At 64.9% G+C, this 21276-nt stretch carries 20 protein-coding genes; 9 read left to right on the top strand and 11 right to left on the bottom strand.

What is annotated here, in order from left to right; genetic code table 11:
- Positions 1-10: 10 nt before the first annotated feature.
- The gene (ltnD, locus tag AC066S_RS04905; RefSeq protein WP_478269052.1) at positions 11-997 is read right to left on the bottom strand and encodes an L-threonate dehydrogenase; all 987 of its coding nucleotides are present in this window, start codon (positions 995-997) and stop codon (positions 11-13) included.
- Positions 998-1034: 37 nt separating this feature from the next.
- Between ltnD and otnC the strand changes: the two genes are divergently transcribed.
- Entirely contained in the window at positions 1035-1715 is a 681-nt protein-coding gene (gene otnC / locus AC066S_RS04900; RefSeq protein WP_478269051.1) for a 3-oxo-tetronate 4-phosphate decarboxylase, read from the top strand.
- 161 nt (positions 1716-1876) lie between these two features.
- On the opposite strand, the gene AC066S_RS04895 is transcribed toward otnC, so the two are convergent.
- The 6 genes from AC066S_RS04895 to AC066S_RS04870 all read right to left on the bottom strand — a co-directional run bounded on the left by AC066S_RS04895 (position 1877) and on the right by AC066S_RS04870 (position 7471).
- Positions 1877-2581 (bottom strand): ABC transporter ATP-binding protein, encoded by a 705-nt coding sequence (locus AC066S_RS04895; protein WP_478269050.1) that lies wholly within the window; start codon positions 2579-2581, stop codon positions 1877-1879.
- Positions 2565-3296: an ABC transporter ATP-binding protein gene (locus AC066S_RS04890; protein WP_126256422.1), complete on the bottom strand. Its 732-nt coding sequence runs from the start codon at positions 3294-3296 to the stop codon at positions 2565-2567. The genes AC066S_RS04895 and AC066S_RS04890 overlap by 17 nt, the downstream gene beginning before the upstream one ends.
- A complete protein-coding gene (locus tag AC066S_RS04885) occupies positions 3293-4276 on the bottom strand; it encodes a branched-chain amino acid ABC transporter permease (protein WP_126256423.1) in 984 nt (327 codons plus the stop codon). The genes AC066S_RS04890 and AC066S_RS04885 overlap by 4 nt, the downstream gene beginning before the upstream one ends.
- The gene (locus AC066S_RS04880) at positions 4276-5154 is read right to left on the bottom strand and encodes a branched-chain amino acid ABC transporter permease (RefSeq protein ID WP_126256424.1); all 879 of its coding nucleotides are present in this window, start codon (positions 5152-5154) and stop codon (positions 4276-4278) included. The genes AC066S_RS04885 and AC066S_RS04880 overlap by 1 nt, the downstream gene beginning before the upstream one ends.
- A gap of 167 nt (positions 5155-5321) precedes the next feature.
- Positions 5322-6566, bottom strand: coding sequence for an ABC transporter substrate-binding protein (locus AC066S_RS04875; protein WP_478269049.1), 1245 nt, complete (start codon positions 6564-6566; stop codon positions 5322-5324).
- Between the two features lie 89 nt (positions 6567-6655).
- Positions 6656-7471: a putative hydro-lyase gene (locus AC066S_RS04870; protein ID WP_126256426.1), complete on the bottom strand. Its 816-nt coding sequence runs from the start codon at positions 7469-7471 to the stop codon at positions 6656-6658.
- Between the two features lie 119 nt (positions 7472-7590).
- On the opposite strand from AC066S_RS04870, the gene AC066S_RS04865 reads away from it, so the two are divergent.
- The 5 genes from AC066S_RS04865 to AC066S_RS04845 all read left to right on the top strand — a co-directional run bounded on the left by AC066S_RS04865 (position 7591) and on the right by AC066S_RS04845 (position 12687).
- Positions 7591-8508 (top strand): LysR family transcriptional regulator, encoded by a 918-nt coding sequence (locus AC066S_RS04865; RefSeq protein ID WP_028135248.1) that lies wholly within the window; start codon positions 7591-7593, stop codon positions 8506-8508.
- 122 nt (positions 8509-8630) lie between these two features.
- Complete coding sequence (locus AC066S_RS04860) at positions 8631-9881, top strand: allantoate amidohydrolase (protein ID WP_478269048.1); 1251 nt, start codon at positions 8631-8633, stop codon at positions 9879-9881.
- Positions 9882-9893: 12 nt separating this feature from the next.
- Complete coding sequence (locus AC066S_RS04855) at positions 9894-10805, top strand: NAD(P)-dependent oxidoreductase (RefSeq protein ID WP_478269047.1); 912 nt, start codon at positions 9894-9896, stop codon at positions 10803-10805.
- A gap of 11 nt (positions 10806-10816) precedes the next feature.
- Positions 10817-11890 carry a malate/lactate/ureidoglycolate dehydrogenase gene (locus tag AC066S_RS04850; RefSeq protein WP_478269046.1) on the top strand — a complete coding sequence of 358 codons (1074 nt, stop codon included), beginning with the start codon at positions 10817-10819 and terminating at the stop codon, positions 11888-11890.
- A gap of 155 nt (positions 11891-12045) precedes the next feature.
- On the top strand, positions 12046-12687 hold the full coding sequence (locus AC066S_RS04845) for a suppressor of fused domain protein (RefSeq protein WP_478269045.1): 642 nt from the start codon (positions 12046-12048) through the stop codon (positions 12685-12687).
- A 116-nt stretch (positions 12688-12803) separates the two neighbouring features.
- Here AC066S_RS04845 and AC066S_RS04840 read toward each other — a convergent pair whose 3' ends face one another.
- Positions 12804-13877 (bottom strand): tartrate dehydrogenase, encoded by a 1074-nt coding sequence (locus AC066S_RS04840; protein ID WP_135167993.1) that lies wholly within the window; start codon positions 13875-13877, stop codon positions 12804-12806.
- A gap of 154 nt (positions 13878-14031) precedes the next feature.
- Here AC066S_RS04840 and AC066S_RS04835 point away from each other — a divergent pair, with 154 nt between their 5' ends.
- Positions 14032-14808: an SDR family oxidoreductase gene (locus AC066S_RS04835; protein ID WP_135167992.1), complete on the top strand. Its 777-nt coding sequence runs from the start codon at positions 14032-14034 to the stop codon at positions 14806-14808.
- A gap of 139 nt (positions 14809-14947) precedes the next feature.
- Positions 14948-16369, top strand: coding sequence for an amidase (locus AC066S_RS04830; protein WP_478269044.1), 1422 nt, complete (start codon positions 14948-14950; stop codon positions 16367-16369).
- Positions 16370-16483: 114 nt separating this feature from the next.
- On the opposite strand, the gene AC066S_RS04825 is transcribed toward AC066S_RS04830, so the two are convergent.
- Genes AC066S_RS04825 through AC066S_RS04815 form a run of 3 tightly spaced genes read right to left on the bottom strand, consistent with a single transcriptional unit; the run spans position 16484 to position 20317 of the window.
- Positions 16484-17980: an extracellular catalytic domain type 2 short-chain-length polyhydroxyalkanoate depolymerase gene (locus AC066S_RS04825; RefSeq protein ID WP_135167991.1), complete on the bottom strand. Its 1497-nt coding sequence runs from the start codon at positions 17978-17980 to the stop codon at positions 16484-16486.
- A 40-nt stretch (positions 17981-18020) separates the two neighbouring features.
- Positions 18021-19130 (bottom strand): amino acid ABC transporter permease, encoded by a 1110-nt coding sequence (locus AC066S_RS04820; RefSeq protein WP_478269043.1) that lies wholly within the window; start codon positions 19128-19130, stop codon positions 18021-18023.
- A 2-nt stretch (positions 19131-19132) separates the two neighbouring features.
- Positions 19133-20317, bottom strand: a complete 1185-nt coding sequence (locus AC066S_RS04815) for an amino acid ABC transporter permease (protein WP_478269042.1) — start codon at positions 20315-20317, stop codon at positions 19133-19135.
- Between the two features lie 86 nt (positions 20318-20403).
- Here AC066S_RS04815 and AC066S_RS04810 point away from each other — a divergent pair, with 86 nt between their 5' ends.
- On the top strand, positions 20404-21276 hold the full coding sequence (locus AC066S_RS04810) for a MurR/RpiR family transcriptional regulator (RefSeq protein ID WP_478269041.1): 873 nt from the start codon (positions 20404-20406) through the stop codon (positions 21274-21276).

Genomic DNA, 21276 nt, shown 5'->3' with positions numbered 1-21276 from the left:
GTCCTCTTGCTTACTTGTCGCCGGGCAGCTTCACGCCAGTCACCTGCGCATACATGCGGGCCACAGACGCGTCATCGTCGCGGCCCATGCCGGCGGCTGATGTCATCAGAAACATCTGGAGTGCGGCAGCGGAGACCGGCACCGGGAATCGGGCACTGCGTGCCATGTCCTGGATGATGCCGAGATCCTTGACGAAGATCTCGACGGCGCTGCGCGGCGAGTAATCGCCATCGAGCACATGCGGCATGCGGTTCTCGAACATCCAGGAATTGCCCGCGGAGGCCGTGATCACCTCATAGACCTTGCGGATGTCGAGGCCCTGCTTGGCCGCGAACGCCATGGCTTCGCTGGCGGCGGCGATGTGCACACCGGCGAGCAGCTGGTTGATCATCTTGAAGGCAGCGCCCTGCCCTGCCGCATCGCCGAGCTCATAGAGCTTCGCGGCCATGGCATCGAGCGCCGGCCGCGCTTTCGCAAACGCGGCGGGACTGCCGGAGGCGAGGATCGTCAACTCGCCCTGCGCGGCGCGCTGCGCCCCGCCTGAGATCGGCGCGTCCAGATAAAGCCGGCCCGTCGCCTCCAGCTGCTTGGCAAGGCGGCGCGCCACATCCGGATCCATGGTGGCGGAGGAGACGAACGCGCTGCCCTTCGGCATGGACTCGGCGGCTCCATCCTTGCCGAACAGGATCGCCTCGGTCTGCGCGGCATTGACCACGACGCTGACGACGATGTCGGCGTCCTTGGCGGCCTCAGCCGGGGTCTTTGCTCCCGCCCCGCCATCCGTCACGAAGCGCGCCACTGCGTCAGCCGAGACGTCACAGCCAGTGACCGCATGGCCGGCGCGCTTCAGCGAGGTCGCCATGCCATACCCCATCGAGCCGAGCCCGATCACGGCGATGCGCTGATTCTGAGACGTGGAGGCGGACATATGCAACTGATCCTTGCGAACGTTTCCTGGATGGCCGGCCTTTGCGGCGGCTCGGCGAACCGATATCACGGCTTGGCCGCGCTGCCAAAGCGTGAGACAAGCGGACATGACGGCCATGAGGACTGAAAACAGCCACGAGACGCGGCTGCGCGAGGACATCTGCCGCTTCGGACGGTCCCTGTTCGAGCGCGGGCTGACGCCGGGCTCTTCCGGCAATATCAGCGTCAGGCTGGACGGCGGCGGCTGGCTGGTGACGCCGACCAACGCCTCACTCGGCTTCCTCGATCCGGCAAGGCTGTCGCGGCTGGACGATCAGGGTCGGCTGGTCTCTGGCGATGCGCCGACCAAGGAAGTTCCGCTGCACAATGCGCTCTACGAAACGCGCGGCAGCGCGCGTGCGATCGTGCACCTGCACTCCACCCATTCGGTCGCGCTGTCGATGCTGCCCGAGATCGACCCGCGCGCCGCGCTGCCGCCGATGACGGCCTACTATCTGATGAAATGCGGCGCCACCGCGCTCGTGCCCTATTACCGCCCGGGCGATCCCGCTGTGGCTGACGCGATCAAGGGACTGGCGGGGAAATACTCATCCGTGCTGCTCGCCAATCACGGCCCGGTCGTCGCCGGCGACACGCTGGAAGCGGCGGTGTTCGCGACGGAAGAGCTGGAGGAGACGGCGAAGCTGTACCTGCTGCTGCGCGGCATGAACCCGCGGTATTTGTCGCCGGAGCAGGTAAAAGATTTGGTGAAGGTTTTCGGGGTGACGCTGCCGGAGCATGGGCATTGAGCCGGATACTCCGCCGTCATCCTGAGGCGCGAGCCTTGCGATGCAGCGCATCGCAAGGTGAAGCCTCGAAGGATGGGCTCCGGGCGCTCGCGGCCCATCCTTCGAGGCGCGCGAAGAGCGCGCACCTCAGGATGACGGCGGAGATTGCGGGGGCAGTCTAGCTACAACCCCAGATACGCCTTTCGTACATCCGGATTGCCCTTGATCTCGCGTGCCGCGCCCTGCATCAGCACGCGGCCGGTCTGCAGGATGTAGGCGCGGTCGGCGATCTCCAGGCATTCGGCCATGCGCTGCTCGACGATGAGGACGGTCATGCCGGCGTCGCGGATGCGCTTCACCGCCTGGAAAATCTCGTCGACGAGTTTTGGCATGATGCCTTGCGAGGGCTCGTCCAACATCAAGAGCCGCGGGCGCGTCATCAGCGCGCGGCCGATCGCGAGCATCTGCTGCTCGCCGCCGGAGAGCGTTTCGGCGCGCTGCTCCAGGCGCTCGGACAGACGCGGAAACAGCGTGAAGACGAGATCGAGCGGCTCTTCGCGGTTGGCTTCGCCACGGTAGAGATAGCTGCCGAGACGAAGATTGTCGCGCACGGACAGACGCGGAAACAGCCGGCGGTTCTCCGGTACATAGGCGATGCCGGCCGCCGTGATGTGGTGCTGCGCCATGCCGTTGATCTGCTTGCCGTCGAACGTCACGCTGCCCGAGCGCGGGCGCTCGGCGCCGGCGATGGATTTCAGCAGCGTCGACTTGCCGGCACCGTTGGCACCGGCGACGCAGACGATCTCGCCCTTCTGGACCTCGATCGAGACCGCGGAGATCGCGACCAGGCCCTGATAGGCGGTCGTGACTTCACGCACCGACAGCATGACGATCTCCCAGATATGCCTTGATCACCTTGGGATCGCGGACGACGTCCGAAGGCTTGCCCTCGACCAGCACCTTGCCGAGGTCGAGCACGATGGCACGGTCGACCAATGGCATCACGATCTCCATGACGTGCTCCACCATCAAGACGGTGATGCCGGCATCGCGCACCTTGCGCACCAGCGCGACACCGGTCTGCGCCTCGGTCGGCGTGAGGCCGGTGAGGACTTCGTCGAGCAGCAGCAACTTCGGCTCGGTCGCGAGCGCGCGGGCGACTTCAAGGCGCCGCTTCTCGGCCGGCACGAGGTCGCTCGCCAGCACGTCGGCGCGCGCGGCAAGGCCGGTGAACTCCAGCACCTCGTGCGCCTTGCGGCGCGCCTCGCGCATGACCGTGTTGCGCACCAGCGCACCGACGATGACGTTGTCGACGACGGTCATGGTCTCGAAGCTCTTGACCACCTGGAAGGTGCGCCCGATGCCGCGCTGGCAGCGCGCGGCTGCCGGCATGTGGGTGACGTCCTCGCCGTCGAATAGAATCGAGCCTTGCGTCGGCGGCAACACGCCGGCGATGAGATTGAAAAGCGTCGACTTGCCGGCGCCGTTGGGGCCGATCAGGCCGACGATCTCGCCGCGGCCGACCGAGATCGAGACGTCGCTGTTGGCGACGAGGCCGCCGAAACGCTGCCAGACGCCACGGGTTTCAAGGAGCGCGGTCATCGCGTGGCTCCCGTCTTCTTCGGGCGTGAAAACAGGCTGAGCAGCCCCCGCGGCAGGGCCAGCGAGATCAGGACGATCAGCGTGCCGTAGACGATGAGATCGACACCGCGCCCCGAGCCGCCGAACTTGAAGCGCGTCAGCTCGGTCAGCGGGATCAGGATGGCGGCCCCGAGCACCGGCCCCCACAGGGTGCCGATGCCGCCGAGCACGGCCGGCAACGCCATCAGCAGCGAGAACTGGAAGCCCATGACGCTTTCGGGATCGATGTAGGAGACGAACTGGGCGTAGAAGCTGCCGCCGACGGCAACCAGGAAGGCGGAGACCGCGGCCGCGCCCATCTTGGAATTGAACACGTCGACACCAAGGCTCTCGGCCGCGTCCGGATTGTCCTTCACCGCGCGCCACCAGAATCCCCATTTGGAGTTTTCCAGCCACCAGGTCACGAACCAGGCGAGGCAGCACAGCGCGAGCGCAAAGTAGAAATACGGCAACTTGGTGCGCAGGAACTGGAATTTCAGCCAGCTGTCGCCGCGGATCGGAATGGTAATGCCCATCGCGGCGCCGGCCCATTCCCAATTGTGGAACAGCAGCAAGCCGATCTCGGCGATGACGATGGTGGCGATCACGAAGTAATGGCCGCGCAGGCGGAAGAAGGGATAGCCGAGCCCCATCGCGATCAGCGCCGACACCACGCCGCCCGCCAGCATGCCGAACCAGGGCAGAACGCCGAACTTGGTGAACAGCAGCTCGGTGGTGTAGGCACCCAGGCCGAAATACAGCGCGTGCCCGAGCGATATCTGTCCGCAATAGCCGGACAGGATGTTCCAGCTCTGCGACAGACCCGCATACATCAGCGTCAGGATCAGGATGTTCTGGACAACGACGTCCTTCACGAACAATGGCGTCAGCGCGGCGATGGCGGCGAGCGCCGCGGCGATGATGAGGTCGCGGCGGCGCCGCGCTGCAAAATCCTTGTCCATCAGATCGATCCGAACAGGCCGCGCGGCCGGATGAAGACGACCAGCAGATAGACCGCGTAGATGCCGACCGACTTCAGCGCTGGCGGCAGCACCAGGGCGGTGGTGGCTTCGACGAGGCCGACGATGATGCCGCCAGCAAAAGCGCCGAACACGCTGCCGAAGCCGCCGAGCGCCACGGTGACATAGGCGATCAGGGCAAAGGACGCGCCGACATCAGGATAGATGTAGAAGAAGCTCGCCATGATCGCGCCGGCGAGGCCGACCAGCGCGGCGCCGAGGCCCCAGCCGAAGGCGAAGACACGGTTCTTGTCGATGCCGACCAGCGCGACCGCGCCGGGATCTTCGCGGGTGGCTTCGATCGCACGACCGAAATCGGTGCGATGGATGAAGAAATAGAGGCCGGCGAAGGCCGCGATCGAGACCAGCGCGCCGACCAGCTGCGGCTCCGGCAGGAAGATGCCGGCAATCGAGATGGTCTTACCGCCGAGCCAGGACTGCGGAATGCTGCGATAATCAGGGGTGAAGAAGTATTGCGCAAGGCCGCGCATGACGATGGCAAGGCCGAAGGTGGTGAAGATCTGCACCATGCCGGCATTGGCCTTGGCTCGCATGGCGAAACGCACAATGAGCAAGTAGATCACCGCTCCGAAGATGAAGAGCGCGGCAGCGACCAATGGCGCGGACAGCAAGGGGTCGATGGCGAAGAACGCGAACAGGAAGAAGGACAGATACATCGCGATCATCAGAAACTCGCCATGAGCGAAGTTCGTGACGTCCATCAGGCCGAAGATCAGCGCGAGGCCGACCGCGATCAATCCGTAGAGCAGCCCCATGAGCAGGCCGCTCGCAAGACTCTGGATAATGGCTTGGGCTGTCAAAAGTCGTCCCCCGTTCGAAAAGTCACCGTTTGCTCCGTCATTGCGAGCAAAGCGAAGCAATCCAGCATCTCACCCGCGGAGACTGCCTGGATTGCTTCGTCGCTTCGCTCCTCGCAATGACGAGGCTCGCGCGACGATCGCGATGTGGTCCCCTGCTCCCACAGCGCTTACTTCATCGGCCAGACCGCCTCGGCGATCGCAGCCTGCGGCGGGAAGATGGTGACGAACTTGCCACCGATATATTGCAGCAGTACCGGGTCGGCGTCGTTGTTCTGGCCCATCTCGTCGAACTTGACGCGCTTCCAGGGCATGATGGTCTGCTCGCCCGGGATGTCGGTCGCTGCCAGCGCGTCGCGGATCTTCTCGCCGTCGGTCGACTTGGCGCGGCTGATGGCGTCGGCGAGGATGATCAGGCCCATGAACTGGCGCGAGGTGAGATCATTGAAGTCCTTGCCCGACTTCGCCTTGAACATATCGTTGATCTTGCCGACCATCGGGCGCTTCTGCGCGAGGTCGAGCGAGAACGTGCCGCGCGAGATCACGCCTTCGAGCTTGTCGCCGACGGCATCATAGAGCGCCTTCTCGGAGAAGCCGGCGTCCTGCGCCACGATCGCATTCGGCTTGTAGCCGAGCTCGGCCATGGTCTTGACCAGGAGGATGCCGTCGGTGGTGTAGCTCGAGGGCATCAGCACGTCGGCGCTGGCAGACTTGAGCTGCTGCACCTCGGCCGAGAGCGAGGGCGAGTTGGCGCGATATTTGATGTCGGTGACGATCTTGTAGCCGCGCTCGCCGGCGATCTTGGCCTGGGCGTTGCCGGAATCGGTGCCGAAGATGGTGTCCTCGTGGAACAGCGACAGCGTCTCGATCTTGGTGCCCTTCTTCTTCATGGCATCGAAGAAGTCGAACATGGCGGCCGAGTACATCTCGTCGTGCGGCGCGGCGCGGAAGTAGTATTTCAGGCCGCGGCGATGCAGGCTCGGCGAGGAATTGTCAGCGGAGACGAACGGGACCTGGTAGCGCTCGCAGATCTGGCTGACGGTGACGGCGACCGCGCTCTGATAGGTGCCGATGATGGCGCTGACCTTCTCCTGCGTGATCAGGCGCTCGGCTTCGGCGCGACCCTTCTGCGGATCGGCCTGGTGGTCGGCGAAGACGAGGCGGATCTTCGCGCCGCCGAGGCCCGGCAGGCCTTCGCCCTTGGCCAGCGGCAGGTCGAAATCGGTGTCCTTGTTGATGACTTCGAGCGCGGTCTCGTAGGCCTTCTGGGCGTCGACGCCCTGCTGCGCGCTGCCGCCGGAGAACGGATAGATCACGCCGATCACGACTTCCGACGTCTGTGCGCGTGCAGCGAGCGGCACCAGTGCAGCGGTGGCGGTGGCACCTAACAACACGTCGCGGCGAGTGATCGTCATGGCAGAGTCCCCTGTGACTGAATTTCGGTTGATCGAATGAAGCGAATGATGGATGCGGTAAAGCTCGAAGAAGCAGCAGATGCTGCCCGTTAAATCACGGCCATGGTCCTGTTCTTGAGATCCGTCACCAGCATCAGGCCGGGCGAATGCGTGATCGCGAACGGAAGCTTGGCGGCGTTGATGACCGATTGCGGCGTCACACCACAGGCCCAGAACACCGGTATCTCGTCGTCAGCGACGGGCACCGGATCGCCGTAGTCGGGCTTGGAAATGTCCTTGATGCCGATCAGATGCGGATGGCCGAGATGCACCGGCGCGCCGTGCACGGCGGGATAGCGCGAGGTGATCTGCACCGCACGGATCGCGTCCGCCGGCTTGAACGGACGCATCGACACCACCATGGGACCGGCGAACGGCCCGGCCTCGCCGCAAGGAATGTTAGTACGGTACATCGGCACGCGCACGTTCTGCTCGATGTGGCGGATCGGCATGCCCTCGTCGAGCAGCGCCTCTTCGAACGAGAACGAGCAGCCGAGCACGAAGGTGACGAGGTCGTCGCGCCAATACTTGGTCACATCAATCGGCTCGTCGACGATCTCGCCGTCGCGCCAGACGCGGTAGCGCGGCACGTCGGTGCGGATGTCGAGGTCGGCGCCGAGCGCCGGGATGAAAGGGCTGCCGACATCGGACATGCCGATGATCGGGCACGGCTTGGGATTGAGCTGACAGAAGCGGTGAAAGGCGCCGGCATAGTCGGCCGGCAGGATCGCCAGATTGCCCTGGACGAAGCCGGGGGCGACGCCGGCGGTGGAGGCGACCAGCCCCTCGCGGTAAGCAAGCCGGGCCTTGCGGCTCGGGAGCGTGTCGGGCGTTTCAGTTTGCTGCGCTGCCACCAAAACAGTCATGCGATCAACCTGCCTATAAACTCGACAAAGACAAGCCAACACCAAGCGTGCTATAAAGTCTAATCGTCGTTTCTAATCAATCTCGATAAAATTAATTTATCGACTGGGAAAACCCTTCCATGCTGGACTTCAGGTCGATCGAGACGTTCCTCTGGGTGGTGAAGCTCGGCAGCTTTCGCGGCGCCGCCCAACGGCTCAACACCACCCAGCCGGCGATCTCCCAGCGCATCGCCCAGCTCGAGCGCGAGATGGGCGTGAAGCTGCTCAACCGCGATCACCGCGTGGCCTCGCCGACCCCGAGCGGCCGGCAGATGATGGTCTATGCGGAGAAGCTGATCGGGCTGCGCGCCCAGATGATGGCGGAGATCAGCGACGCCTCGGCGATGCGCGGCGTGATGCGGCTCGGCGTCGCCGAGACCATCGTGCACACCTGGCTGCCGCGCCTCGTGAAGAGCGTCAACCAGGTCTACCCGAACCTGTCGCTGGAGATCGAGGTCGACATCACGCCGAACCTCACCGCGCGCCTGCTCGCGCAGGAGATCGAGCTTGCGTTCGTGGTGGGACCGCTGTCCGCCTCCGGCGTGCACAACCGCGTGCTCGCCGATTATCCGATCGGCTTTCTCGCAAGTCCCTCGCTCGGGCTCGGCAAGGGCCCGGTGACGCCGGCCGACCTCGCGCGGTTTCCGATCATCACCTTCCCGCGCAAGACCAAGCCTTACGAGGTGGTGCGCGAGGTGTTCGACCGGCCGGAGCTGCCGCCGATCCGCCTGCATGCATCCGCCTCGCTCGCCACCGTCATCCATATGGCGGTCGAGGGACTGGGCGTCGCCGTGATTCCCGACGCCATCGTCGAGAGCGAGCTCGCCGACGGGCGGCTGCAACTGCTCGACACCGATCTGGCGATCGCGCCGCTGACCTTCACCGCAAGCTGGCTCGCCTCGCCCGACGTCGTTGCCGTGGAGCGCGTCGCCGAGCTTGCACGGCAAATTGCGCAGAGCAGCCTCGCGGTTGACGCGCCCGCGCAGGCGCGTCATTGAAAAAGGCGCCGGACAACCTTCAACGTCATTCCGGGATGGTGCGCAGCACCAGACCCGGAATCTCGAGATTCCGGGTTCGGCTCTTCGAGCCGCCCCGGAATGACAACTGAGAGACTGACCGCATGAGCCGAGCCGTCACCAACCTGCAAATCGATTCCGCCCGCCTGTGGGGCTCCATCCACGAGACCGCGCAATTCGGCGCGACGGCCAAGGGCGGCGTCCGGCGGCTGACGCTGAGTGCCGAAGACAAGCAGGTGCGCGACTGGTTCCGCAAGGCCTGCGAGGAGGCAGGCCTTGAGGTGCACACTGATGCGCTCGGATCGCAATTCGGCCTGCGCAAGGGCCGCGACATGTCGAAACTGCCGGTGGGCATCGGCTCGCATCTCGACACACAGCCGACCGGCGGCAAGTATGACGGCATTCTGGGCACGCTCGGCGCGCTGGAAGTGATCCGTACGCTGAACGATGCCGGTATCGAGACCGACGCACCGATCTGCGTCGTCAACTGGACCAATGAGGAAGGCTCGCGCTTCGCGCCTGCGATGATGGCCTCCGCGGCTTACGTCGGCGACTTCACCACCGACGACATTTTGTCGCGCAAGGACGCCGAGGGCGCGACCGTCGGCCAGGCGCTCGACAGCATCGGTTATCGCGGCGACAAACCGGTGGGCTTCCAGAAGCTCGGCTGCTTCGTCGAGTTGCACATCGAGCAGGGCCCGATCCTGGAGGCTGAAGGCAAGACCATCGGCGTCGTCGATTCCGGCCAGGGCGTGCTGTGGTACGACGGCAAGATTTCCGGCTTCGAGAGCCATGCGGGCTCGACGCCGATGCCGCTGCGCCGCGATGCGCTGGCGACGCTGTCGGAGATCGTACTGGCGATGGAGGCCATCGCAAAGAAGCACGGGCCGAACGCGGTCGGCACGATCGGCGAGGCCGTGATCGCCAACCCCTCGCGCAACGTCATTCCCGGCGAGATCGCCTTCACGATGGATTGCCGCAGCGCGGATAGCGCGATCATGGACGCGCTCGACCGCGATCTGCGCGCCGCCATCGCCGAGATCGCCGCACGCCGCAAGGTCGAGGTGAAGATCGATCTGGTCTGGCGCAAGCCGCCGACGCATTTCGACCCCAAGCTGATCGCGGCGGTGGAGAACGCGGCGAAGACGCTCGGTTATTCCTCGCGCCGCATCACCTCCGGCGCCGGCCACGACGCCTGCAACCTCAACACCGTGATGCCCGCCGCGATGGTGTTCGTGCCCTGCAAGGACGGCATCAGCCACAACGAGCTGGAGGACGCCACGCAGGGCGACTGCGCCGCAGGTACCAACGTTCTCATGCATACTGTGCTGGCGATCGCCGGCGTCGCGTCCTGATCGGAGAGAGCCATGCGCGGAGTTTTCGTCGACGCCAACGAAGCCCTCGCCGTGATCATGGAGCGGCTGGAGCAGCCCGGCGATCCCAAGGTGCGGATCCACCGGGATCCCGACATCAAGCCGGAGCAATATCCTGAAATCCTCGACGGTGCCGAGATCGCGATCGTCGACCACACCGCGCTGCCGACCGCGGTCGCCAAGAAGTGCGCCGGGCTGAAGCACGTAGTGTTCCTCGGCACCGGCGCACGCAGCTACATGAACCCGGAGGAGCTCGCCGAGCTCGGCATCTCGGTGCATCTGATCAAGGGCTATGGCGACACCGCGGTCGCCGAATCCGCGATCGCGCTGATGTGGGCGTCGGCCCGCGTCATCGCGATGATGGACCGCGAGATGCGCGTCGGCAACTGGCTGCGCGAGGACGGCATGCAGCTCACCGGCAAGACGCTCGGGCTGATCGGCTTCGGCGGCATCGCCGCGGAGGTCGCGCGCATTGCCTCCGGCAGCGGGATGAAGGTAATTGCCTGGAATCGTTCGCCGAAGAGCTGCCCCGGCGTCGAATTCACCGATCTCGACACGGTGCTGGCGAGGAGCGACGTGGTGTCGCTGCATCTGCTGCTCAACGACGAGACGCGCGGCATGATCACGCGCGAGAAGATCGGAAAAATGAAGCCCGGCGTCATCCTGGTCAACACCGCGCGCGCCGCGATCGTCGACGAAGCCGCCATGATCGAGGCGCTGAAGTCGGGCCATATCCGCCATGCCGGCCTCGACGTCTTCAACACCGAGCCCCTGCCCGGCGATCATCCGCTGACGAAGCTGCCGAACGTGACGCTGTCGGCGCATTCCGCCTTCCGCACGCCGGAAGCGAGCGAGAACCTCATTCATGCGGCGTGGGAGCACTGCCGCCGGATCGTGAAGGGATAAGAGCAACAACAATGGCCGACTACCGCACCATCAAGGCTGAGCCGCTCACCCGTGCCATCCACGCCATCGTCAAGGCCGGCGGCTCCTCCGACCGCGAGGCCGAGCTCGTGGCCACCAATCTCGTCGAAGCCAATCTCAAGGGCCACGACTCGCACGGCGTCGGCATGATCCCGCGCTATGTCCAGAGCGTCACCAATGGCGGCCTCGCCGTGAACCAGCACGTCAAGATCGTGCTCGACACCGGCCCCCTTCTCACCCTCGACGGCCTCACCGGCTATGGCCAGGTGATCGGGCATGAGGCGATGGAGCTGGCGGCCGAGCGCGCCAAGAAAAACGGCGTCTGCCTGGTCGGCCTTTCCAACTCGCACCACATCGGCCGCATCGGCCATTGGGCCGAACAGTGCATTGACCACGGCCTGGTCTCGATCCACTTCGTCAACGTGATCTCGCGGCCGATCGTGGCCCCCTGGGGCGGCAGCGACGCGCGCCACGGCACCAACCCGTTCTGCGTCGGCATCCCGCGCACGGGCAAGGACCCGATCGTGCTCGACTTCGCCACCAGCAGGATCGCGCAGGGCAAGACCCGCGTCGCCCACAACAGGGGCGTCGAGCTCGAGCCCGGCACCATCATCGACCATGAGGGCAAGCCCACCGTCAATCCGCGCTACACCGTGATCCCGCCGTACGGCGCCATCCTTCCCTTCGGCGAGCACAAGGGCTCGGGGCTCGCGCTGGTCTGCGAAATCCTCGGCGGCGCGCTCTCCGGCGGGCAGGTGGTCAAGGGCCCGTCCGACGGCAAGTACAACGTCCTCAACGGCATGCTCTCGATCGTCATCGATCCCGGCAAGCTCGGTACCGGCGAAAACCTCGCACGCGAAGTCGAGAGCTTCGTCGCCTGGCACACCGGCTCGCCGCCCGCTCCCGGCGTCGACAAGGTCAGAATCGCGGGCGAACCCGAGCGTGAGACCAAACAGAAGCGCCTCGCCGAAGGCATTCCGGTCGATCCGACCACCTGGCAGGAGATCCTCGAGTCCGGGAAGAAGTTCGGGCTGGATCAGGCGGCGATCGAGAAGATCGCAAGCTGATCGGAAACGCCGCGCATCGCTCGAATAGCTCCGGTCTCATGCACAATTGCGCAAGAAGATGGACTAAGGCGCAGCTCTTGAAGCGGATTTGAACCGGCCCCCGTTGCCTTGCGACAACGCGGGTATCCCGACTCGTATCCGCTCCAGAGGTTCACATGCTCTCCCGTCTCGCAAAGCTCGTATCGGGCTCCACCGATCCGTCACCCGCCGTCGACCTCTACCGGCATCGGCTTGCCATCTACGAGAGCGAGCTTGGCGAGCCCGAGCACAGCTTCACGGACAGCGCGGAACGCCGCATCGACATCCACGCCTTCGGCCGCGATTTCGTGCCGGTGTGCCAGGAGGGTTCTGACGAGGGTTACGTCCTGCTGACCAATGGCATGAGCCAGCAGCGGATGCCGGGGGTGCGCGGGGATGCAAAACTGCGGGCCGAACTGATGTGGTACGTTCGCGAGCCGACGCCGGACGTCCGCGACAATCTGCGCTGGCTGGCCAATCTGCCGTTCATCGACACGACCTGGTTCGGGTTCGGTCACCGCGTCGCGTTGCCGTGGCCCCCGGTCGCAGGAACCGACTTCCAGACCTTTCTGTTTCTGACGCCGATCATCGGTCCCGACAAGCAGATCGCCGAAGCGCTGGAAATCGCAGGCGATCCGGTCGAGATTTTGACCGTGAACCTGATTTCCGATCGAGAGCTCGCGCTGATCAAATCCGAGGGACTGGATCCATTTCTCGACCTGCTCGACGACAACGACTATCCGCCGATCTTCGATCCCAGGCGGAAGTCGTACGTGTAGGGCGCGCCCAAAACACCGCTGTCGTCCCGGACAAGCGCGCCTGAAGCGCGCGCCGCCTGGGGTTATGGTCCCTGCGTTCGCAGGGACCACCCTGGAGTTGCTTGCGCGAGCGAGCCTTAATCCACCATCTCCGCAACGGCCTTGCCGCACGCCGTGGTGTCGGCGTTGCCGCCGAGATCCTTGGTGCGTAGCGTGCGTTCGGCCAGCGTGCGTTCGATCGCCTCGACAATCGACTTGCCGGCTTCCTTCTCGCCGAGATGCTCCAGCATCATCGCGCCGGACCAGATCGCGCCGATCGGGTTCGCAATCCCCTGCCCCGCAATATCAGGCGCCGAGCCGTGCACCGGCTCGAACACCGAGGGGAAGTCGCCCTCGGGGTTGATGTTGCCTGACGGCGCGATGCCGATGGTGCCGGTGCAGGCCGGGCCGAGGTCGGAGAGGATATCGCCGAACAGATTGGAGCCGACCACGACGTCGAACCAGTCCGGGTGCAGCACGAAGTTCGCGGTCAGGATGTCGATGTGATACTTGTCCCACTTCACGCCCGGATATTTCTTGGCCATCGCCTCCACGCGCTCGTCCCAATAGGGCATGGTGATGGAGATGCCGTTGGACTTGGTAGCCGAGGTCAGGTGCTTTTTCGGCCGCGACTGCGCGAGCTCGAAGGCGAATTTCAGGATGCGGTCGACGCCGGTGCGGGTCATCACCGTCTGCTGCGTCACGAACTCGCGGTCGGTATCGGGGAACATGCGGCCGCCGACCGAGGAATATTCCCCTTCGGTGTTCTCGCGCACCACCCAGAAATCGATATCGCCGGGCTTGCGGCCCGCCAGGGGCGACGGCACGCCGGGCATCAGCCGCACCGGGCGCAGGTTCACATATTGATCGAACTCCCTCCGGAACTTGATCAGCGAGCCCCACAGCGAGACGTGGTCCGGAATCTTGGCCGGCCAGCCGACCGCACCGAAATAAATCGCATCGTGCTTGCCGATCTTCTCCTTCCAGTCATCCGGCATCATCTGGCCGTGCTTCTCGTAATAGTCCCAGGACGAGAAGTCGAAATGGTCGAAATGCAGAGCGACGCCGTGCTTCTTCGCCGCCGCCTCCAGCACGCGCAGGCCCTCAGGCATCACTTCCTTGCCGATGCCGTCGCCGGGAATGACCGCGATCCGGTATTGTTTCTTGCTCATCGAGTACGTCCTTGGTTGGTCCGGCAGCCGCCGCCTTTTGACCGCACTGCAATGGACCAAACGCGTCGGCAGTGCAACGCTGCACTGCAATGTTGACCATGGCGCGACCAAGCGCCTACTGGTTTGATCCTGTTCCTATCCTGCGAGTAAACTCATGGATCTGCATCTGCGTGGCAAGCGCGTCCTGATCACGGGCGCGTCCAAGGGCATTGGCGCTGCCGCGGCCGAGGCGTTTGCCGAGGAAGGCGCACATCTCCTGCTCGCCGCCCGCAGCGGCGACCAGCTCAAGGTGCTGGCAGAGCGCTTGCGTTCCGCCCACCAGATCGATGCCGCAACGAGCATCGTGGACCTGCGCAAGGAAGAAGACGTGGCGCGGCTCGCCAGGGAAGCCGCGGACATCGACGTGCTCGTCAACAATGCCGGCGACATCCCCGGCGGCTCGATCGACAAGATCGACGAGGCCACCTGGCGCCACGCCTGGGAATTGAAGGTGTTCGGCTATATCAACCTCACGCGGCACATCTACGCGCAGATGAAGGCCAAGGGCGGCGGCGTCATCGTCAACGACATCGGCGCGGCCGGCGAGAAGTTCGACGCCAATTACATCTGCGGCAGCGCCGGCAATGCCGCGCTGATGGCCTTCACCCGCGCGCTCGGGGGAAAAAGTCTCGCCGACAACATCCGCGTGGTCGGCATCAATCCGGGCCCTGTCGGCACCGATCGCCACGTCACGCTGCTGAAGACGCGAGCGAAGCAGCAGTTCGGCGACGAGAGCCGCTACAAGGAATTCCAGAAGAGCCTGCCGCTCGGCCGTCCCGCGCATGCGCGCGAGATCGGCGACCTCATGGCGTTCCTGGCCTCGGACCGCGCCGGCTATACGTCGGGCGTGATCTACACGGTGGACGGCGGCATCAGCGCGGGCTGGGGTTAGTTGACGCGTGCCGCTGCCTGCACCACACACCGTCATTGCAAGCGCAGCGAAGCAATCCGGGGATGCCCCGCGGAGACGGTCTGGATTGCTTCGCTGCGCTCGCAATGACGGAATACTTGGTTACAGAGGAGCAAGACAATTGCCTAGTGAAGACCTGATCCGGAAAACCGCATGCGCCGTCGTCGATGAGCTGCGCTCCGGCGACGTCTCGCCGCTCGAGCTGCTGGACGTGCTGGAGAAGCGCATCAGTGAAGTCGACGGCAAGGTCAATGCGCTGCCGACATTGTGTTTCGATCGCGCGCGCGACAACGCCAAGGCGTTGATGCGGAAACCCGCCGGCGCGCGCGGGCTGCTCGCCGGCCTGCCGGTCCCGATCAAGGATCTGACCGACGTTGCAGGCGTGTTGAACACGCAGGGCTCGCCGATCTTCAGGGACAACATTCCCGCCAAGTCGGACCTCATGGTCGAGAACCTCGAGGCCAACGGCGCGGTCGTCTACGCCAAGTCCAACACGCCGGAATTCGGCGCCGGTGCCAACACCTTCAACGAGGTGTTCGGCGCGACGCTCAATCCCTGGGATACGACGAAGTCCGCGGCAGGCTCCTCCGGCGGCGCGGCGGTGGCCCTGGCCACCGGCATGGCCTGGCTCGCCCAGGGCTCGGACATGGGCGGAAGCTTGCGCAGCCCCGCCGCCTTCTGTGGCGTCGTCGGCATGCGGCCGAGCATCGGCCGGGTCGCGCATACGCCGAAGGCGGGCATCGATCGCAATCTCGGCGTGCAGGGTCCGATGGCACGCAACGTCGAGGATCTCGCCCTGCTGCTGGATGCCATGAGCGGCGACTATGCGGACGATCCGCTGTCGCTGCCGGCGCCCGCGATCTCGTTCCTGTCGGCGGCACAATCGGGCAAGAGGCCGAAGCGCATCGCCTATTCGCCAGATCTCGGCATCACGCCTGTCGACCCCGAGGTGAAGGCGATCACGCGGAAAGCGGCGGAACGCTTTGCCGAGGCCGGCGCCATCGTCGAGGAAGCGCATCCGGACTGGCGCGAGGCGCATGAATGCTTCCACGTGCTGCGCGCGTTCGATTTCGCGATCACCAAGGCCAACCTGCTGCGCACGAAGCGCGACATGCTCAAGCCCGAGGTGATCTGGAACATCGAGGAAGGCCTCAAGCTCACCGTCGATCAGCTCGCGCGCGCCGAGGCGCAGCGCGTCGGCATGACCGCGCGGGCGGTCGAATTCTTCAAGACCTACGATCTGCTGCTGACACCCACCACGATCGTGCCGCCCTTCCCGATCGAGCACCGTTATGTCGCCGAATGTGCCGGCAAGAGATTCGACAATTACGTCGAATGGCTCGGCATCGTCTACGCCATCACGCTGGCCTGCTGCCCCTCGCTGTCGCTGCCGTGCGGCTTCACGGCGTCCGGCCTGCCGGTCGGCGTGCAGGTGGTCGGCGCACCGCGCGCGGATGCGCAAGTGATCGCCGGCGCAAAGGTGCTGGAGGATATTCTGGGCCTGCGCGGTACCACGCCGATCGATCCGAAGGTGAAGAACTAGCCTCACTCTCGTGTCCCGGACAAGGGGCAGCGCGCCAGCGCTGCGTCGCAGAGCCGGGACACGAGACCTCACCTCCCGCTGGTCGCCTCCAGGCTGGGACGGTTGCTCGGTTCGCTATTTGGCGATCGGGCAGGAGCCGGGATTATCGCAGCGAGGAGGCGTCGATCGCGTGGTGCCGGTCGCCTCCTCGGAGCTCGGGCCCACCGCCCCGTTCAGAATGACCGAGACACGCCATCGATATGTTGTTTGCGGCGTCAGACCGGAATCCCCAAAGCTCGCGCCTGTTACGTCGCCAACCGCTTGGAACGCACCATCGGGTCCCGCACGCGAAACCCGGTAGATTGTTCCGTCGTCTCCTGGAGACCAGGCCAGGTCAGCGCCGCTATCCGACGTATCGATCACCGTGAGCGACTGCGGTGCCGATAGCGAGGGCGCGGTCACGCCGGCAGGCGCCGCGGCAGCGGCCGTGAGCGCATCCAGCATCGCCTTGATCGCCTTGATTTGCGATCCGGACTTCGTCACGTAGCTATCCTGATGGTTGACGTAACTCCACCAATCCCAACAGGCCTGCGGATTGCTTGGCCAGTATGGGCTGGTCTTGGTCTGCGGATAGAGAATGATCATGCGGTTCGTGTCCGCCCACTCATTGTAGCCGGCCTCATCCACGAATTTGCGTCCGATATCGGCGACGTCCTGCTTGCATCCGTGGAGCGCGACGTGGACGCGACACGGACTGCCCTGCTCGCAATCCCTGGGTACGAACACATAGCCGGTATCGCCCATGCTCAACGCGTCGGGCAGATGCGGCGTGGTATAGATCGATTGATCAAAGCTCTTCACTGAACCTGCAAGCTGCGCGGCATTGGGCGGATTCAGGCGGCCGTAAATATGCTGCAGGATGACGCCGGCCTGGTCATAGCCGCATTGGTCGATATAGGGCGCCGTGTTGGCCTTGCAGTCGTTGAGCCCGGGTGCGCCCTGTTTCGCCACGACGAACGAGTGGCCCGCGCCGAGCGTGGCCTGATAGAACAAGTTGCCGCGATTGGCATCTCCCAGATAGTGGCGATAGAAATCGGCGGCCGCATCGGTCGCGGCCTTGTCGACGATCGCGTCATTGTAGCCGTGAAAGAGATAGATCTTCTGCCTGCCGACATTGCTGAGAGGGTCGATCTCGCCCGCTGCGGCCTTCGCGTCGGCCTTTGCCGTAAAATCCTTCGGATTCAGATCCGACGCCGGCCCTTTCATGCATGCACCCGTGGCCCGCCGGATCGGCCCCCAGTACCAGGTGACGGCATCAAACGCGTCCGCCTTTGCGCACCAGTAAGGGCCGCCTGCGACCACGCCGACGCCCTTGATCACCGACGACCATGCCGTGCCGAACTGAACGGCCATGAACGCGCCCGACGAAATTCCCGAAATCGAACTCTCACCGATCGGCGCGCGATAGCGCCGTAACCCCTCCGCGGCGCACGATGACACGCCGAGAGTGGTTGTGAAGATCAGGACGCAGATCTGGGCGGCGGTGAATTGCCGCAAAACGGCCACGCGCATGACAGCCTCGCCAAATCGACCGCAGGAGCAACCTCTGGTATTAGAGATCAAGATCGGCAATCGGCGCAAGCGCAAACAAGCGGCACCAAACGAGAAACCGTCACTTTGGCGTTGTCGGCGCCTCCAGGCTGCGACTGTAGCGCGACATCGCGAAACAGAACACGAAGTAGATCGCGGCCACGAAGATGTAGACCTCGACCGAAAATTGCTGCCAGGCGGGATCGATGATCGCGGTCTTCGCCGTCGTCAGCAGGTCGAAGATGCCGATGATCAGCACCAGGCTGGTGTCCTTGAAGAAGGCGATGAAGGTGTTGACCAGCGGCGGGATGACGTGGCGGATAGCCTGCGGCAGGATGATCAGCCGGTGCTTGCGCCAGTAGGACAGGCCGAGCGCGTCGGCGGCTTCATATTGCCCGCGCGGCACGGCCTGAAGCCCGCCGCGGATCACTTCGGCGAGGTAGGCGCCGGCGAACAGGATGATCGCGATCTGTGCGCGCAGCAGCTTGTCGATGTTGAATCCGGCCGGCATGAATAGCGGAAACATGACGCTCGCCATGAACAGCAGGCTCACCAGCGGCACGCCGCGGATCAGCTCGACATAGAGCACGCTGAGCGAGCGGATCGCCGGCAGCTTCGAGCGCCGCCCGAGCGCGACCAGAATACCGAGCGGAAAGCCGACAGCGAGGCCGAACGTCGCCAGGATCAGCGTCACGGGCAAGCCGCCCCAGCGGTCCTGCGAGACGAAGGACAGGCCGAGCACGCCGCCCCACATCAGCACGCTGATCAGCGCCAGTGCACCGATCCAGAGATAGACCAGCTCGCGCCGCCACAGAGCGCGGCGGCTCGAGAGATAGAACAGCGCGATGAACAGCAGCACCGACAGCGCCGGCCGCCACTGCTCGTCGAACGGATAGGTCCCGAACAGGATGAAGCGGTACTTTTCCGGAATGATCGCCCAACAGGCGCCGACGCCGCGCGCCGCGCGGCAGGCGCTGGAATCGTTCGCAGGCGTCAGCCACACTGCATTCGCGAGACCCCATTGCACGAAGCTGAAGATGCCCTTGGCGAGCAGCACCAGCAGCAGGACGCTGATGATCCCATTCGGGATCGAGGAGAACAGATTCTTGCGCAGCCAGTGCAGCACCGGATTGCCCAGCTGCGGTCGGCGAGCGGCCCGGGGTGCATCGGGGATGTCAGTGATCGCGGTCATGATCAGCGCTCCACGAGCGCGATGCGCGCATTGTACCAGTTCATGAAGAAGCTGATCGAAAGGCTGATGGTCAGGAACACCGCCATGATCAGCGCGATGGCTTCGATGGCCTGTCCGGTCTGATTCAGCGTGGTGTTGGCGATCGAGACCACGTCCTGGTAGCCGATCGCCACCGCAAGCGAGGAATTCTTAGTCAGGTTGAGATACTGGCTCGTCATCGGCGGCACGATGACACGCAGCGCCTGCGGCAGGATGATCTGCCGCAGCATGAAGCTGCGGCGCAGGCCCAGTGCGTTGGCGGCGTCCCATTGCCCGCGCGGCACGGACTGGATGCCGCTGCGCACGATCTCGGCGATGAAGGCCGAGGTGTAGGTCACGAGCGCAATCAGCAGCGCGAAATATTCCGGAGCGAGCGTCAGCCCGCCGACGAAATTGAAGCCGCGCAGCTCCGGCCATTCGATTGTCCAGGACACCCCGAGCAGCACCGACACCAGCGCCGGCAATCCGACGATCAGGGCAAGCGCAAACGGCCAGCCCGGCCGCGGCCTGCCGTCGCGCAATTGCTGCGCGATAAGCTGCCTTCTGACCAGATAGAACGCGGCACATCCGAGCACAGCGGCGCCGAGCACCCAAAGCTGCAGCGGGCCAATCGGAATGGCGGGCAGGATCAGGCCGCGATTGGACAGGAACACGCCCTCGATCGGCCGCCATGCCGCGCGCGCGGCCGGCAGCGCCTGCATCAGGACGTACCAGAACAGGAGTTGCAGCAGCAGCGGGATGTCGCGGAGCGTTTCGACATAGACGGCGGCTAGTCGTGACAGCAGCCAGTTGGCCGACAAGCGCGAGATGCCGATCAGCGTGCCCAGGACCGTCGCGAGCACAATCCCAATCACGGCGACGCGCAAGGTGTTGCCGACGCCGACGACGAAGGCCCAGAGATACGTGTCTTTCGGATTGTAGGCGAACAGGCTGTCGGCGATCGGCATCCCGGCCTCGCGGCCGAGGAAGGCAAAGCCGGTCGTGATGCGGCGCGCCGTGAGGTTGGTGACGGTGTTGGACCAGAGGAAGCCGATAACCGCGACCGCGATCCCGACCACCAGCACCTGCCAGAGCAGGCCTTGCAGCTCGCGGCGTCCCCATGCGCCGAACAGGCGGCGCGGCGGCGGTCTCCGGGCGTCCGTGGTCACAGCGCAAAAATCCTTCTCGAGAGCGACGTTTCCGGCAACGCACGTCAACTGTTGCACCGATATAAAATTCATGCAACAAATGTTTCATGGCCGAGCCCGCGAAATCCTCGCCCCTGAGCGAACTGCGCATTGCATTGCCATCGCTCCCGATGCGACTGCAGGAGGTCGGGCGCTTCGTCGCCGCCAACGATTACGACGCCACCACCCGTTCGATGCGCGACCTCGCGGCGGAGGCCGGCGCCGACCCCGCCGCGTTCACGCGCCTTGCCAAGGCGATCGGCTATTCGGGCTGGGACGAATTGCGCGCGGCGCTGACCGAGGCGCGGCGACCATCGCCGACCTCGCCCTTCTCCGGCCGTGCCAGAGGCCGCCGGCCCGGCCCGAACGCCGACGTCGCGCTCGTCACCGACAAGCTCGAGGCCGAGGCCGCCGGGCTTCCGCGGATCCCGGCCCAGCCGATTGCGGAGGCGGCCCGTGCGCTGCACGAGGCCAAGCGTATCTGGATCGCGGGCTACCGGAGCTGCCGCAGCGTTGCGGAATTGCTGAACTATGAACTGAGGTTATTCCGGCCCGAGCAGGTGCAACTCATCGGCACATCCGGCCCCGACGATCTCGACCTCGGCGCCTTCCGGCCCGGCGAGGCCGTCATCGTCATCGGCTTTCTGCCCTATACCCATGCGAGCGTCGGCGTCGCACAGGCCGCCTATCGCGGCGGCGCGACACTGATCGCGATCGCGGACAGCCTTTCCGCGCCGATGGCCGAGGGCGCCGACCACGTGCTGCTGTTCGAGGCGGCCTCCTCTCCTGGCTTCTTCCCAAGTCTCACCGGCGCGATCGCGATCGCGCAATCGCTGGCTGCCGTGACGTTCTCGCTCGGCGGCGTCGCCGCGAAGAAGCGCCTGGAGACTACCGAGGCGCGGCTCGCTGCTGCCTCCATCTACGTTTCAGAGAAAGGTTGA

This window comes from Bradyrhizobium sp. CFUWI, from assembly GCF_056429085.1.
The sequence above is the reverse complement of the archived record's forward strand: the minus strand, read 5'-3'. Positions and strand labels throughout refer to the sequence as shown.

What these genes read in the sequence shown, in the direction of transcription:
- otnC (WP_478269051.1), top strand. Translation starts at nt 1,035, where the DNA reads ATGACGGCCATGAGGACTGAAAACAGCCACGAGACGCGGCTGCGCGAG.
- AC066S_RS04845 (WP_478269045.1), top strand. Translation starts at nt 12,046, where the DNA reads ATGCTCTCCCGTCTCGCAAAGCTCGTATCGGGCTCCACCGATCCGTCA.
- AC066S_RS04855 (WP_478269047.1), top strand. Translation starts at nt 9,894, where the DNA reads ATGCGCGGAGTTTTCGTCGACGCCAACGAAGCCCTCGCCGTGATCATG.
- AC066S_RS04895 (WP_478269050.1), bottom strand. Translation starts at nt 2,581, where the DNA reads ATGCTGTCGGTGCGTGAAGTCACGACCGCCTATCAGGGCCTGGTCGCG.
- AC066S_RS04885 (WP_126256423.1), bottom strand. Translation starts at nt 4,276, where the DNA reads ATGGACAAGGATTTTGCAGCGCGGCGCCGCCGCGACCTCATCATCGCC.
- AC066S_RS04890 (WP_126256422.1), bottom strand. Translation starts at nt 3,296, where the DNA reads ATGACCGCGCTCCTTGAAACCCGTGGCGTCTGGCAGCGTTTCGGCGGC.
- AC066S_RS04820 (WP_478269043.1), bottom strand. Translation starts at nt 19,130, where the DNA reads ATGACCGCGATCACTGACATCCCCGATGCACCCCGGGCCGCTCGCCGA.
- AC066S_RS04810 (WP_478269041.1), top strand. Translation starts at nt 20,404, where the DNA reads ATGGCCGAGCCCGCGAAATCCTCGCCCCTGAGCGAACTGCGCATTGCA.
- AC066S_RS04835 (WP_135167992.1), top strand. Translation starts at nt 14,032, where the DNA reads ATGGATCTGCATCTGCGTGGCAAGCGCGTCCTGATCACGGGCGCGTCC.
- AC066S_RS04865 (WP_028135248.1), top strand. Translation starts at nt 7,591, where the DNA reads ATGCTGGACTTCAGGTCGATCGAGACGTTCCTCTGGGTGGTGAAGCTC.
- AC066S_RS04870 (WP_126256426.1), bottom strand. Translation starts at nt 7,471, where the DNA reads ATGACTGTTTTGGTGGCAGCGCAGCAAACTGAAACGCCCGACACGCTC.
- AC066S_RS04860 (WP_478269048.1), top strand. Translation starts at nt 8,631, where the DNA reads ATGAGCCGAGCCGTCACCAACCTGCAAATCGATTCCGCCCGCCTGTGG.
- AC066S_RS04840 (WP_135167993.1), bottom strand. Translation starts at nt 13,877, where the DNA reads ATGAGCAAGAAACAATACCGGATCGCGGTCATTCCCGGCGACGGCATC.
- AC066S_RS04875 (WP_478269049.1), bottom strand. Translation starts at nt 6,566, where the DNA reads ATGACGATCACTCGCCGCGACGTGTTGTTAGGTGCCACCGCCACCGCT.
- AC066S_RS04850 (WP_478269046.1), top strand. Translation starts at nt 10,817, where the DNA reads ATGGCCGACTACCGCACCATCAAGGCTGAGCCGCTCACCCGTGCCATC.